16 protein-coding genes are annotated in these 13053 nt (G+C 38.1%); 3 read left to right on the top strand and 13 right to left on the bottom strand.

Annotation, left to right across the window (positions count from 1 at the left end):
• Both B5D55_RS09575 and B5D55_RS09570 read right to left on the bottom strand, forming a co-directional pair.
• The coding region (locus B5D55_RS09575) for a transposase (protein ID WP_143593321.1) at positions 1-249 on the bottom strand (249 nt) is incomplete at its 3' end.
• A gap of 266 nt (positions 250-515) precedes the next feature.
• The gene (locus tag B5D55_RS09570; RefSeq protein ID WP_078933794.1) at positions 516-803 is read right to left on the bottom strand and encodes an IS110 family transposase; all 288 of its coding nucleotides are present in this window, start codon (positions 801-803) and stop codon (positions 516-518) included.
• A gap of 370 nt (positions 804-1173) precedes the next feature.
• Between B5D55_RS09570 and B5D55_RS09565 the strand changes: the two genes are divergently transcribed.
• Entirely contained in the window at positions 1174-1521 is a 348-nt protein-coding gene (locus tag B5D55_RS09565) for a class I SAM-dependent methyltransferase (RefSeq protein WP_078933793.1), read from the top strand.
• Positions 1522-1596: 75 nt separating this feature from the next.
• Here the strand turns inward: B5D55_RS09565 and B5D55_RS09560 are convergent, their stop codons facing one another.
• The 10 genes from B5D55_RS09560 to B5D55_RS09515 form a co-directional block, all read right to left on the bottom strand.
• Positions 1597-2304, bottom strand: a complete 708-nt coding sequence (locus B5D55_RS09560; RefSeq protein WP_078933792.1) for a hypothetical protein — start codon at positions 2302-2304, stop codon at positions 1597-1599.
• Between the two features lie 156 nt (positions 2305-2460).
• The gene (locus B5D55_RS09555; protein ID WP_143593320.1) at positions 2461-2826 is read right to left on the bottom strand and encodes a hypothetical protein; all 366 of its coding nucleotides are present in this window, start codon (positions 2824-2826) and stop codon (positions 2461-2463) included.
• Between the two features lie 215 nt (positions 2827-3041).
• Positions 3042-4037 carry a CsgG/HfaB family protein gene (locus B5D55_RS09550; protein ID WP_078933790.1) on the bottom strand — a complete coding sequence of 332 codons (996 nt, stop codon included), beginning with the start codon at positions 4035-4037 and terminating at the stop codon, positions 3042-3044.
• An 18-nt stretch (positions 4038-4055) separates the two neighbouring features.
• Complete coding sequence (locus tag B5D55_RS09545) at positions 4056-4571, bottom strand: hypothetical protein (protein ID WP_078933789.1); 516 nt, start codon at positions 4569-4571, stop codon at positions 4056-4058.
• Positions 4572-4586: 15 nt separating this feature from the next.
• The gene (locus B5D55_RS09540; protein WP_078933788.1) at positions 4587-5168 is read right to left on the bottom strand and encodes a hypothetical protein; all 582 of its coding nucleotides are present in this window, start codon (positions 5166-5168) and stop codon (positions 4587-4589) included.
• Between the two features lie 5 nt (positions 5169-5173).
• Positions 5174-6202, bottom strand: a complete 1029-nt coding sequence (locus tag B5D55_RS09535) for a PDDEXK-like family protein (protein ID WP_159446203.1) — start codon at positions 6200-6202, stop codon at positions 5174-5176.
• Between the two features lie 256 nt (positions 6203-6458).
• The gene (locus B5D55_RS09530; RefSeq protein ID WP_078933786.1) at positions 6459-6983 is read right to left on the bottom strand and encodes a hypothetical protein; all 525 of its coding nucleotides are present in this window, start codon (positions 6981-6983) and stop codon (positions 6459-6461) included.
• Between the two features lie 131 nt (positions 6984-7114).
• The gene (locus B5D55_RS09525) at positions 7115-7936 is read right to left on the bottom strand and encodes a sensor histidine kinase (protein WP_078933785.1); all 822 of its coding nucleotides are present in this window, start codon (positions 7934-7936) and stop codon (positions 7115-7117) included.
• The gene (locus tag B5D55_RS09520; protein WP_078933784.1) at positions 7933-8523 is read right to left on the bottom strand and encodes a hypothetical protein; all 591 of its coding nucleotides are present in this window, start codon (positions 8521-8523) and stop codon (positions 7933-7935) included. The genes B5D55_RS09525 and B5D55_RS09520 overlap by 4 nt, the downstream gene beginning before the upstream one ends.
• Positions 8520-9164, bottom strand: a complete 645-nt coding sequence (locus B5D55_RS09515) for a response regulator (RefSeq protein ID WP_078933783.1) — start codon at positions 9162-9164, stop codon at positions 8520-8522. Before B5D55_RS09515 ends, B5D55_RS09520 begins: the two co-directional genes overlap by 4 nt.
• Positions 9165-9967: 803 nt before the next feature.
• Here B5D55_RS09515 and B5D55_RS09510 point away from each other — a divergent pair.
• Positions 9968-11440: an Eco57I restriction-modification methylase domain-containing protein gene (locus tag B5D55_RS09510; RefSeq protein WP_078933782.1), complete on the top strand. Its 1473-nt coding sequence runs from the start codon at positions 9968-9970 to the stop codon at positions 11438-11440.
• Entirely contained in the window at positions 11437-12396 is a 960-nt protein-coding gene (locus B5D55_RS09505; RefSeq protein WP_078933781.1) for a BsuBI/PstI family type II restriction endonuclease, read from the top strand. The genes B5D55_RS09510 and B5D55_RS09505 overlap by 4 nt, the downstream gene beginning before the upstream one ends.
• 266 nt (positions 12397-12662) lie before the next feature.
• Here the strand turns inward: B5D55_RS09505 and B5D55_RS11500 are convergent, their stop codons facing one another.
• Entirely contained in the window at positions 12663-12956 is a 294-nt protein-coding gene (locus B5D55_RS11500) for a hypothetical protein (protein WP_143593316.1), read from the bottom strand.
• Positions 12957-13053 lie beyond the last annotated feature (97 nt).

Below are 13053 nucleotides of genomic sequence, written 5' to 3'. Positions count from 1 at the left end.
ATCCTTCTTTTGAAGTTTTGCTTCAAGTTCATCGATTTTCTTCTGCTGGGCTTTTTCTGTAATGTCCGGTCTGGTACGGTTGAATATCATTGCCGCATTTTCCAAGAATTCTTTCTTCCAGTTCAGGATCATGTTTGGATGAATGTTGTTTTCCTTTGCAACATCGCTGACCGCTTTTCCATCCTGAATAACAGCCATCACAACTTTCAATTTTTCTTCTGCCGTAAAAGTTCTTCGCGTTCTTCCCATAAGGTGTCCTTCCTTTGTATTATACACCTTATTAGCTTTGCTGTTTTAGTCCAAGTTGCGGTTAGGCATTACATGAAGTCAGAGGGTCATTTATATTGTACTGATGATTTGTATTCTGCAGGTGAACGGAAAGTTCGGCACGCTGTCGGACAAAAAAAAGTCTGCGGCGCAATAAATCACGAACAGCCCGTTTCTCTTTTGGATAAGCATAGGCAATCGGGAACATTCGTCAGAAAAACTTACGTTTTTCTTTACCGAGTTTTTTTTCAAAAACTCGCTCCGCGCAGCATGTTTGCAATTTTCTCTGAATCGATTTTATCACTTTTTGTTTTTCCGCCGTGAATTGACTTCATGTAATAGGCATGCCCAAGTGCAAACTCAATTCCGTTTTCTGCACAAAAGTCTGCAACCCAGTACCAGGTAAAGATGCATTCAACGCCGACTACAATGTCTTTTCCAAAAGTATTGGTCACAAGTTCCAAATTATCTCTGGAACATTCCATGTTTTTGTGGAATACAGTTTCTCCGATGTTGTTGATGACACAGATGTACATGCTCTTATAAAAAAGCCGTTAAAAAAAATGCAATGCATTTTTTAGGCTTTTCAACAAAATAGCTCGCGACATTTATGGAGCGGTTCTTGCGTGAAGGTCGATTCCAATATAAAATTGATGCTGGTTCTTATAGAATCTCATTAAGGTTCCCCTTTAGAATAAATTAGGATATTGTGCCCAGATAGGCTTATCTATCTTAGCATGATAAACCTGGGGCCTTAATGATTTTCAAAGGTTCGTAGCCGACACGCGGTCAAGCCGCGTGCGGTACAACCCAGTGTTATGCCCACGGCTCACTGGCGTGGTAAAAAATATAACATCATTCGTTGATTAGGATTATTAAAATCAATTGTAAAAAGAGTTATAAAAAATGGCCATTGAAGAACAGTTTAATTTGGTTGCAAAAAGTTATGATGAAAATCGAAAAAAGTTTATATCATGTTTTGATGATTATTACATTTCCAGCACTGGTTTTATTGCCAAAACGCTAAAATATGCTCCAAAAGTTATCTATGATCTTGGCTCTGGAACTGGTCTGCTTCCTACTTTTTGGTACAAGTACTTTCCAAAATCAGAGTATGTGCTGATAGACATTACCGAGGAAATGCTGAATGTTGCAAGAAAAAGGTTTGCAGGAATTTCGAATATAAAATATGAGGTTCTGGATTATTCGGAATCAATGCAAGATGGTAATCCCGCCTTGATTATTTCGGTGTAATAGTATCGATAAAATAAACTGGATAAATTTGTGTGCCAGATAAAAAGTATAACACAGTTTCAAAGCCACTGACTGCTACAACTGGACAGTAAAGTACCTTTTTCCATCCTTCACGACCATCGGGCAGACAAAAATGCCGAAGTTGGGGCTGGCATAGGGCGCTTTTTCCAGCACCTGGTCTTCAAAGAAAATATTTTCGTTTCCGTCTACTGAATAATCAGTCAGCCATTCACCTTTTTCTACACTGTAAATGCCCCAGAGGATTTTTTCGCCGCCCCAAAGTTTTAGTTTGCTTCTCCACAAAAGCGCGTGGGTTGCCCAGCCTTCCGTCCACTTTTTCTGTTCCTTTTCAACAAAGCGGACTGCATCATCCTTGTCGGTCGTGGCATAGGTAAAGGCGCTGTAGTCGTCGCCACACTCGTAAACGGTTACAAAATATACATAGTCTTCGCCCATGCGGCGAACTCCTTCTTCATCTCTTATAAATGGGGCAACAGGGCTCTCTTTTAGTTTGCCGTAGCGGTTATAATAGTGCAGATAGATTTCAAAATACCTTTCCAGCCGCAAAAGCCTTTCTTCCGTCGGTTCGTCCTCATCGGAACTAATAAACTCTGCAGCCCAGGAATTCGCTTTCTCGCACATCGCAATAAACTCATCAGGCAAGGTCAAGCCAGTCCGTTGTGCAAAGGCTCTTACAATTTTTGGCTTGAATTTATATCGTCTCAAAATAGAGATAACACGTTTATCCGGGATATCATAATTTTCGCCTTTATAAGTTATCATGTATCAGTTTCCTCCAAAATATCCCACACACGGTCAGAAAGCGCGGTTTCAACAGAATAATTGACATCGAAGGCAATCGTGAAAAATTCAACGCAGGCAAGAAAAATACAGGTTTTAAGCAGGTCTTCGTATTTTTTTGTGACAGAAGCGTTTCCCTTACGGTTCATCGCGCGAATCCGTGTATGCTCCCACTTTCTCTATATACTCAGGGTCAACATCAACACCAACTCCAGGAGTTTCCGTAATATCAATATCTGCAATATAATTGAAAATCTTTGCGAACTTGCTTTGCTTTTTTGGCTCTGCGTGAATGTCCTTTTCAAAAGCTTCCAGATTATCGGTCAGGATTTCCATGCCTTTTTCAATTTTTTTAGGGGCTTCTTCTTCGAGTTTCGTTGTGGCTTTATCGAAAACTTCTGCAAATTTCTTATAAGCGGATTTCTTTTCAGTCTGAGCGTTTATTGAAAGTGAACATACTAGCGAAACAATAACAAAAATTGCGCGCTTTTGGATTGACATCATAACCTCCAGAATAAGGGGGGGGGGAAGCCTTCCCCCTGCGTCGCACTTCGTTGCGCCGCACCCCCTTCGCCTAAGGGGCAAGCCCCTTAAAAACCCCAGACTCCGCTTAATCACGGTTAACCTGCCTTAGCGCAAGATAGTCTGGGGAAAATTATTTTTCAACATACATAATATAAAGAAAAATTCTGAAAAAAATCATTTTTTTAGAAAAATTTCTAGTCTAATCTGAAGAATTCTCCACGAACTTTCTGAGCTCCTTCTGTTGAAGAAACAGGAACGGTCATTGTAAATGAATTATTGTTCTTAGCAGGATTTATGATAGATTTCCAGTTGATGCGGGTAACATGATTTACATTTCCAGCCATATTATTTACTGTAAGTGCAAAAACTTTATCATCTTCACTGTAAACATAACGACCGCGGCCTTTAGCCTTTGTCGTTTTTCCGCTTCTGCTGATAGATTCAAGAGTTACAGTAGTGCGGTTATTGTCACCGAATTCAATAACATAGTAGTCAGTTACGCCGTTATTGTAAATTTCGCATTCCCATTCTCCATAGAACATATTAACATCTACTTTACGGAGCTTAGAAGCAACGGTGAGCTTTGAAGAAAGAGGCTTTGCCAGGTCTTCTGCATATTTTGAAAATTCACTCCATTTTGGAATATCCAGGCGTGAAGAAGCTGTAATGCTGCCAGTTTCAACATTTAAAAGTTGAACTACAACGTTGATTCGCTTTTCTTGTGTAGTTTCTTTGTGTTCATCAACTACAGTTCTTGTTTTTTTCGCTTTTTCACCTATAAGTGCTTTTCCTACTGAACCTAAGGCACCTCCGTCAATTTCTTCCTCGTGGGTGGTATAGGTTGTTTTTGTTTCCGGGTCATCATCAAGAACGGCAACAGTACCAATAACAAGGTAATCTGCATTAAGAATGTTTCCAACGCTTTTTACATTTGAAGTTGACATTAAAGCTGACTGCTGCAAGGCAATTTCTGCAAGAGCCTTATCAGTGTTTGCTCGGTCAACAACGTTGATAGCATCAGTATTTGCCAGTTCTGATCGGAAAATATCCGTAAGAATCGGCATTTTTGATTTTAAATCTGCATCTTTTGTTTCAAATTCCAGAACAGCAACTGTGTTTTCTGCAAAGAGAGCTGCTCCTGCAAGGGTAAGAATTGCGGCAGCCAGAATACCTTTCATTAGTTTTTTCATTATATTCCTCCAAACAAATTACAAAGATAAAATTGATAAATCCCAGTTTTTAATTTCTGAGACATTTTCCAGATTTACAAGTTTTACAACCTGCTGGAAGGTATCCAAATCTTCAATGGTCACCTGAATTTCAGTTTTGCTGATTGCTTCAAGGTAAACATAGGCGTTTGCATTATACTGTCGGCCAACTTCCGCTCTTCCGTCATCACTCGCCCAGAGCGACTGCTGCTTTTGATGTTCGTTCAAAACATCATTCATACGGCTGCGGTCAATTACGCGAATATTACGGCGGTTAGAAAGTCCTTCAATAATTTTTGATTTTAAGAGTGCAACATCGCTGGAAGCTACTCCTGTTGCATAATCAATAGAAGAAATTTCTACCGTGCGGATTTTTGGTTTAGCGGCTAATTCTGATTTCTGTTCTGTTTCAGCTACAGTTACATCCTGCTGGTTATTTGCTTTTGGACTTTTGTTGTTGCAGGAAGTAAATAAAATGAGGGAAAGAATAAGTGATGTGAATAAGATTTTTTCCATAGTAGAGAGAACTCCTTAATCTAGTTTTATTTTACGCAATTTTCTCTTGTCAGCATTAGTTCTAATTTCAGTACCATTGACCCAAAATGCAATATTAATTATTCTTTTTCGAAAAGTATTTATATCAAGAAATTCAACACTTAAGTTATTATTATCGAAAAAATTTTCAGCTTCTATGAAAATTAAAATATCTGCATTTAGGGCCTGTCCAATTTCGGCAACTTTATTTGAATTTGACCAAGCTGATTGTTCAAATTCGTGTTGTGCTATAATGTCATTTATTCTATTCCTATCTACTAATATAAAATCTTTTCGCTTTGATAGTTCTTCTTCTATTCGTACAAATTTGTCTTTTACAGATTTTACAGAAGGTACATATCCTGAAGAACTGACAAATAGTTTGAATAATGCACTCTCCTTTTCGTATCTTTTTTCCTCTTCCACCTTCTTTACTTCTTCAGCTCGCTGTGTTTCCAAAAATTCTGTGCTAGGAACAATTACAGCGGCAACATGCTTTTTGCCACAGCCAGTAAAACAGAGAGTTGCACTTAGTAATGTAAATAAAATCAATATTTTTTTCATTTTGAATAATTTCATTTCCTTTAAAGTCCCCTTGCTTTAATTTCTTCTTTCATTCTGGTAATAAGTTTTTCAGCAACTTCATTAAATAACTCATAAGGATTATCTTGTTTATCCATTAAAGCGTTCCTATTTTCGTCTTCGTTGCCTAAAGATTCTTCAATCGTAATTGCATCGTACCAGCGGAAATCAAGGCTAGTTGGATTGAATATTTTTCTGAAGGCTGAGCATTCTTCCAGATTTTCAGGATGATTTGTGAAGGTAAGAACGCAGGCAAGCTTTCCTCTTTCCAGCTGAGATTTTTCCTGTTTTAAGCAGATGTAACACAAATCATTTGTACTTGTATATCCACCGGCAGTTTCGGCTGGCGGAAAAGTTTTAAGGGAATTGTCCGTGTAAAGTGCATTGTTGTAAGTAACTTTAGCCTCTGTTAATTCTGGGAATTTCGTTTTAAGAATCTCATCGTTAAACTTTGAAATAAAACGCTTGAAGTTTCTGGCATTTGTAAAAATCTCATACAAAATATTGTAATAATCATTAACGATGCCTTTAATTTTGTTGTCTGCACAGTAATCTATTGCTTCCTTTGTAATCTCAGCAAGTCTTTCGTAGTCAAAACTTTTCCATCGTGGGTCAGATGGTTTTGAGTTATTTGGGGTAAGATATACAAAAAGACTTTTATAGCCATTTTCGCCAAATTCTTTTTCAATATAATCTGCATAACGTTTCAACTGTTTTGAATGTTCAGAACTTCCGATTTTATTTTCAAAACAAATAACGCATTTTTTCTCTTCCGAAACACAAAGAATATCTATAAAGCCCTGTTTTTCATCAGTTTTGATTGAATACTCCCGATGTACCTTAAAGCTTTTCCATTCCATATCAACGGCATAGTACATACTTTCATCAAGAGCACTTGTGATTGTTCTTAGAAAAATGCTTCCCGGGTGGTCTTTCTGATTCGAATCAAAAAGCCATGCAAGCATATTGTTGTGATATATTTCCAGATTTTGAACGCCTAAAATCTTAAAAATATTAGTAGTAGTTTCCATTCTTTCTCCCATTCTTGCTAACGTAATATAAACAAATTACGCCTCAAAAAATCATTTTTTGTAACAAAAGTAATTTTACACCGGAAATTTTATTCTGTATTGGGAGGAAACTCTTAGAAAATAAAGGGAAAAATTCCTGATTATTTTGGGAGTAAGCTATAGTTCTATTGATTTCGATTAGCTTAGAAGTTTACTTTTACTCGGTTATTTCCGACTCGGTTTTATCCGAGTAAAAATCAAATCCGTCAAGAAGAGGCTAATCGTTTCCCGTAATTTTCTTTTTCCAATATCGCCAGATGGAAATGAGCTCTCCGGCAAGGTTCCAGCGTTTTTGTTCCTGCATGTTTTCCCAGGCTTTTACGCCGTATTCGTAAAAGTTGTCGTCGTTTTTTAGGGCCACTGATACGATTAAGTCTATGTCGCTTTTAGAAAAAAGACCGTCAATGGTGGCGCACCATTTCTGGTAGACGCGGCAGGGATCTGCGTTGTCAAAAGCGTAAAAGCCGGGAAGGCGGTAAATAGGACACATTTTTGAAATGCCTAAGTTTGCGGCAAGCCTTGTAAAAATCTGCTGATACCACTTTACTCCGTAGCGTCCGCCAAAAAGCCCGCTATCCTTCTGTTTTTTTTCTATTTTTCTCTGTGTCTGGAATATTTTTTCTGCAAGCTGGCACTGATATTCATCTTCCGGATCTGCAGAAATCGTGAAAAATTCTATTCGGGCGAGTAAGATACAATTTTTAAGGCTTTCCTCGTATTTTTTCGGACGATTTTTCTTCATTTTAATCTCCTATAAAAACTCCGCGTTAGCGGCGAGCCAGGATGGCGAGTATCCAAGTTTATGAAGTGCAGAGCACGAAATAAACTTGGTGATAAAAATTACACGGACGTAATTTTTATCACACCTCCTCTTTACTGCAGGGGTATCTCCAGCCGCACTTCCGTTCCTGTGTCAGGGGAGCTGTTTACGGTAAGAGTGCCGTCCAAAAGTTTAGCCCGCATTTCCATACCGCTTATGCCAAAGTGAGATGAAGCGTCAGTCGGTGGCAGCTGGTTTTCAGAATCAAATCCCTCACCATCATCAAAAATCATAATGCGTATCAGACCGCCAGCTTTCTGCTGCCCGCTTATCCGTCTGATTACAACACTAGTCTCTTCTGCCTTTGCGTGGGTTCGGACATTGTTCAAGGCTTCCTGAATAATGCGCAGGATATGGTGCTTTTGTTCGGTGGTGAAGGTGTCTAAAGAAAGGTCGGGTGCAACAAAAAACTTGCAGGGGATTTTGCTCTGGTCGTAAAACTGCTCGCATAAATCATTGATGACAGTCTTAAAAGGAATGTTTGCAAGAGCGGGAACAGCAAGATTCTGAATTATGGCACGCAGCTCCTTCTGGTTTTTCTTTTCCAGGCTGATGATTTTTTCAAGTTCAGAAAGCAGATTTGTGTCCGTGCAGCGGTCTTTGAGTTCCTTTTGGGAAAGCAGCAGGGCTTTTATGTTCTGGCTTACCGTATCATGCAACTCCTGACTGATTCTGCGGCGCTCTTCTTCCTGTACGCCTATTGTTTCTTCTATAAATTGCCGGTTATCTTTAAGTTTTTTGCGGGATTTAATGTCGTGAATCAAAATCACCATAAGGATGATAAAGGCGGCAAAGGTAACCACAACAAGAAATATAAAAAATGAGGTGTAAAGACTGAGAGCTGCCGTTAAAGTCTGCAAATTAGTCCCGGTCATTTACGAAGCCCCGAATAAATGCCGTATGCAGCAAAGGTGCAGATACAGCGGTCTAAAAGCGTAATTGGAATGCGGGGTAAAAGATAGGACAAAAATACGCTGAAATTCATTTTCTGAAAGACGAGGGAAATGTCATCGATTGCAGAAAATCCCGATACTTTTTCAAAAAGCGGGCGGATAAAGGTATCCAGTGCGCTTGCAGAGAATGAACTTACAAAGGTTGAAAAAAATACGATTATCAGAAGGTAAAGAAGAGTAACGCGGCGGTTAAAATGAAATTCCTTTTTGTTACGACTGAAAAGCCAGCTGGCTATTACAATGAGAATTCCGCAGATTCCATACAAAAAATCATACAGGAAGATTTCACTGCCGGTCATAGCGCAGCGGAGAAGTGTCATAACCGGGTTAAAAAGGGTGGCTACGATGATTCCGGGAATAAGCCCTGCATAAAAAGTAATTGCCACGGTAAAAATTGTGTCTAAAAAGGCCGGGAGTTTGAGGGTGGCGGCCAGCATTGCGCTTGCAATGTTCAATAGAAGAGCAAGGAGGCATAAAAGTCCTGTGAATGCAAATTTGTTTGATTTCATAATCTTCCCATTTTTTCAAGAAACTGGAGTTTATTTTCAACTCCTGCCTTATCATACAAAATTGTCAGGTAATTTACGACAGTTTTTTCCGCAATTCCAAGGGTGGCGGCAACTTCAGCATTGGTATTGTGAATGGTCAGCGTATCAGCAACAAGCTTTTCTTTTTTAGTAAAGGTTTGGGTAATGTCCCGCACTTCCAGAAGCCCGGTTACAAGCTCAGCCTGAATATATGTTCCGCCATTTGCTACCGAGTTGATTGCCGCAAGCAGAATGGATTCATCCGCCGTTTTTGAAACAAAACCTTTTGCTCCCACAGCAGGACTTGTTGCGTGTTCAACAAATCCGCCCGAATCGTGGCTTGAATAGGCGATGCAGGGAATGTTCAGTCCGGAAAATTTTTTGATGATGTCAAAACCGGAATTTTCCATCTGAGAATCTACAGTCTTAAATGAAATATCAACGACCGCAAGAAATTCATCAGCCTTAAGGCTTCCTTTCTCAAACTGATTCTGGATTTCCTTACAATCTTCAACGTTACTTGCCTGAAATTTCACCTTATAACCCGAATGATTTTCTATCCAGTTTTTAATTCCGTTCAGTAGGAGTGCATGATCATCAACAATAATTATGCTTTTTCTCATAAACATAATTATACTATGAAAAGGAATGATTTTGTAGGGTGTTTTGTCCCAGAAATTTCGGGAGTAAAAAAAATCATCCTGTTAAAAAAAACGCCCAAGGTGACTGTTCCGCGGAGAAAACTGTGTTATAAAATCCTGTGTTAACTCCCGACTATCCTATTCCTAAATTCTCAATACAAGAAAAAACTCGATGTAAAATAATTTTCAAAGAAATAAATCTTTATAATATGTCAAGGAAAAAACAAATGAACTGTACAAAATGCGGCGAGGCTTTAAAAGAACTGATTACAGAATTGAAAGAAAAAATAAATTTGTAAATCTTGAAAGTTTTTTTGCTATGGATGGTAATGCATTATCCGCAACATTTCGGCACTCACCCGCGAAAGACCTGCCCCGCCGTTAGCGGCGGGGAGTGAGCGCGAAGTCAATCCCTTGCTCCGCATAGAAATCTGCAACCCAGTACTAGGCAAAAATTCAATGTAGTTTTTAGGCTTTTCAATAAAATTGCTCGCGACATTTATGGAGCGGTTCTTGCGTGAAGGTCGATTCCAATGTAAAATTGATGCTGGTTCTTATAGAATCTCATTAAGGTCCCCCTGTCGAATTAATTAGGATATTGTGCCCTGATGGACTTATCTATCTTAGCATGATAAACCTGGGGCCTTAATGATTTTCAAAGGTTCGTAGCCGACACGCGGTCAAGCCGCGTGCGGTACAACCAGTTGCTATGTGGACGCCCGCACTGGGGCGCATGTTTGTAAAGTAATAGTCTAAAAATCAAAAATATAGTATATTATTATGGTATGGTTGCCCTTTCAGAAACACTTGAAAAAGAGCGAATGTCTCATGCTGTAGAAACTTCCGTTAATCATAAGGAATTCTTCGGGCAATATTTTACTTCATATCCTATAGCAAAATTTATGTCATCTTTATTTCCTGCAACAGATAAAAAGATAAAGTTGCTCGACCCAGGAGCAGGAATAGGAACACTTTCGTGTTCCTTTATGGAAAGAGTCTTAAAAGAAAAATGGAACATTCCGGAAATTCATATTTCAGCCTACGATATTGATAAAGATGTATATAATACATTGGATGAAAATATAGCCTCGTCAAGCTCGGCTTTTAAAAAATCTGATTATGAAATTTTTTCAGAAGATTTTTTGGAAAAAACATCTTTTGAATATACATGGAAAATCAATGAAACTTACACTCATGTAATAATGAATCCTCCGTATAAAAAGATTCTGACAAATTCAAAAGAGAGGCAGTCTGCACGTGCTTTCGGATTGGAAACAGTAAATCTATATTCGGCATTTATGGGAGCTGCGATTTCGCTTACAGAGGACAATGGCTATATTGTTGCGATTGTTCCGAGAAGTTTTTGTAATGGTGTCTATTACAAGCCATTCCGTGAGTTTATTCTAAAAAATTGTGCAATCAAACATATTCATCTGTTTGAATCTCGTGATAAAGCCTTTAAGGATGAAGCTGTTTTGCAGGAAAATATCATAATCATGCTTCAGAAAAATGCAGAACAGGGAAATGTAAAGATTTCATATTGTAATGACGATTCTTTCATAGGTCTTTCTGAGTTCGATGTTCCGTTCAATGAAATTCTGCATGAAAATGATAGCGAAAAATATTTCAATATCCCTACAAAACAGCAAATTGGAAATGAAAATTTAACTGTTTACTCAAATCTCAAAGATTTAAATGTAAAAGTGTCAACAGGTCCGATTGTTGATTTCAGGATGAAAAATCTTTTGCTTAAAGATTATGCAGAAAAATCCGTACCATTAATTTATTCTGTTCATTTGAAAAATCATCGGCTTTCTTGGCCGCAGGAATCAAAAAAGCCAAACGCAATTTTAGAGTCCGACGAAGTTAATAAACAACTTTTTCCGAAAGGCTTTTATGTACTTGTAAAACGTTTTTCCACAAAAGAAGAAACAAAAAGAGTTGTTGCTTCTCTTATCACCCCTGCGGATTTTGCACAAGAAAATATTGCCTTTGAAAATCATTTGAATGTTTTTCATGTAAATAAATCTAGTCTTTCCGAGAATATTGCCTATGGTTTAGTTTGCTGGCTAAATTCAACATATATTGATGAAAAATTCCGTCTTTTTAGCGGTCATACACAAGTTAATGCAACTGATTTGAGGAATCTTCCTTATCCTAATACTAAAGATTTGGAAAAATTAGGAAAACAATTGAAATCTGAAGAGAAATGGAATCAGAATCTTTTCGATAAACTTTCAAAGGTTGTAACAGAATGAAAATTGATGAACAAATAAAGCAAAAACTTGAAGAAGCTATAGATATCCTCAAAAAATTTGGTATGCCATCAACTCAGCAAAATGAAAGAACTGCATATTGTTTGCTTTCATTGTTAAACGTTACTCCCGAAAAGGAATGGAAAAATGCAGAAAATCCGCTTGTCGGAATAACACCGATGATGACTTTTGCAAAAGAGTACTACAACAAAGAATATGCTCCAAATACAAGAGAAACTTTCCGTAGGTTTAGTACGCATCAGATGGTACAGGCAGGGATTGTGCTTTATAATCCTGACAAACCAGACCGCCCAGTAAACAGCCCGAATGCAGTTTATCAGATTTCTCCAAAAGCTTTGGAAGTTATAAAAGCATACAAAACATCTGCTTTTGATACTTTGCTTGCGGACTTCATAAAAAATCAGTCCACTCTTTCCGCGCAATATGCACATGAGCGAGAAATGAACATGGTTTCCGTAAAAATCAAGAAAAATCATAGTATTCAAATTTCACCCGGAAAACACAGTGAATTAATTCGTGACATTATAGAACAAATGGCTCCAAGATTTTTACCAAATAGTACATTAATTTATGTAGGTGATACAGGCGAAAAATGGGGCTATTATGACCAAGAACTCGCAGGAAATCTTTTGTTCAATGTTCAACAACACGGAAAAATGCCTGATGTAATTTTGTATGTTGAGAATAAAAAATGGCTTGTTCTTGTAGAATCCGTAACATCTCATGGACCTGTTGACAGCAAAAGATATATTGAACTTGAGGAACTTTTTTCTAATGTGAATGTGGATAAAGTATATATTTCGGCTTTTCCTGATAAGAAAACTTTCACACATTATGCCCAAGAAATTGCATGGGAAACAGAAGCTTGGATTGCAGACAATCCGACCCATATGATTCATTTTAATGGGGATAAGTTTATTGGTCCTCATAAGAAATAACACATAACACATATAAGGCCCCAAGTTGTCAATACTAATTCTAAAAAAAATACAACTTAGGGCTGTTTTTTTAGAAAAAACAGTCTTTCTTGTGAGAAAAAAATAAAGTTCCCGTTCAAAATAAAAAAGCAAAGCCTGAATCGCAATTCAAAAAAAGATTTTAGGAAAAGCGTCCTGAATCAAACACATATAGTCGGTCAAAAGTCCCGCCGTATACGCTTCAGTTATGCGCAAGCCGCGAGAGCGGCGACTTAAATAATTTCTTCTCATGCAAACGGCACGAAACGACGTATGCGCAAGAGGCGAGAGCGGCGACTTAAATAATTTCTTCTCATGCAAACGGCGCGAAGCGACGTATGCGCAAGCCGCAAAAGCGGCGACTTAAATAATTTCCTCTCATGCAAACGGCGCGAAGCGACGTATGCGAGATGCTCGCCGCCACTGTCCTTATTTTCAATTTTCTTATCCCCGTAAAACTTATCGGGATTAAAAGCTTCTTTCCGCTTGAGCATGTAATAAACCGTACGTCCAAGTTTCTGTGCAATTAAAATTGCATTCAAAAAATGCAGTAGAAACTTTATGTAAACTGCGGTATAATTCTATGATTTTAAACTAATAAAAACGGACTTGCGGGCGGTTTTTGTTTGCAGTTCCGAA

Origin of the sequence: Treponema porcinum, from assembly GCF_900167145.1 — a bacterium.
Classification (GTDB): domain Bacteria; phylum Spirochaetota; class Spirochaetia; order Treponematales; family Treponemataceae; genus Treponema_D; species Treponema_D porcinum.
The sequence above is the reverse complement of the archived record's forward strand: the minus strand, read 5'-3'. Positions and strand labels throughout refer to the sequence as shown.

Coding starts and splice junctions, on each gene's coding strand:
- B5D55_RS09545 (WP_078933789.1), bottom strand. CDS start 4,571: ATGGAAAAAATCTTATTCACATCACTTATTCTTTCCCTCATTTTATTT.
- B5D55_RS09550 (WP_078933790.1), bottom strand. CDS start 4,037: ATGAAAAAACTAATGAAAGGTATTCTGGCTGCCGCAATTCTTACCCTT.
- B5D55_RS09540 (WP_078933788.1), bottom strand. CDS start 5,168: ATGAAATTATTCAAAATGAAAAAAATATTGATTTTATTTACATTACTA.
- B5D55_RS09525 (WP_078933785.1), bottom strand. CDS start 7,936: ATGACCGGGACTAATTTGCAGACTTTAACGGCAGCTCTCAGTCTTTAC.
- B5D55_RS09530 (WP_078933786.1), bottom strand. CDS start 6,983: ATGAAGAAAAATCGTCCGAAAAAATACGAGGAAAGCCTTAAAAATTGT.
- B5D55_RS09560 (WP_078933792.1), bottom strand. CDS start 2,304: ATGATAACTTATAAAGGCGAAAATTATGATATCCCGGATAAACGTGTT.
- B5D55_RS09520 (WP_078933784.1), bottom strand. CDS start 8,523: ATGAAATCAAACAAATTTGCATTCACAGGACTTTTATGCCTCCTTGCT.
- B5D55_RS09535 (WP_159446203.1), bottom strand. CDS start 6,202: ATGGAAACTACTACTAATATTTTTAAGATTTTAGGCGTTCAAAATCTG.
- B5D55_RS09505 (WP_078933781.1), top strand. CDS start 11,437: ATGAAAATTGATGAACAAATAAAGCAAAAACTTGAAGAAGCTATAGAT.
- B5D55_RS09515 (WP_078933783.1), bottom strand. CDS start 9,164: ATGAGAAAAAGCATAATTATTGTTGATGATCATGCACTCCTACTGAAC.
- B5D55_RS09570 (WP_078933794.1), bottom strand. CDS start 803: ATGTACATCTGTGTCATCAACAACATCGGAGAAACTGTATTCCACAAA.
- B5D55_RS09555 (WP_143593320.1), bottom strand. CDS start 2,826: ATGATGTCAATCCAAAAGCGCGCAATTTTTGTTATTGTTTCGCTAGTA.
- B5D55_RS09565 (WP_078933793.1), top strand. CDS start 1,174: ATGGCCATTGAAGAACAGTTTAATTTGGTTGCAAAAAGTTATGATGAA.
- B5D55_RS09510 (WP_078933782.1), top strand. CDS start 9,968: ATGGTTGCCCTTTCAGAAACACTTGAAAAAGAGCGAATGTCTCATGCT.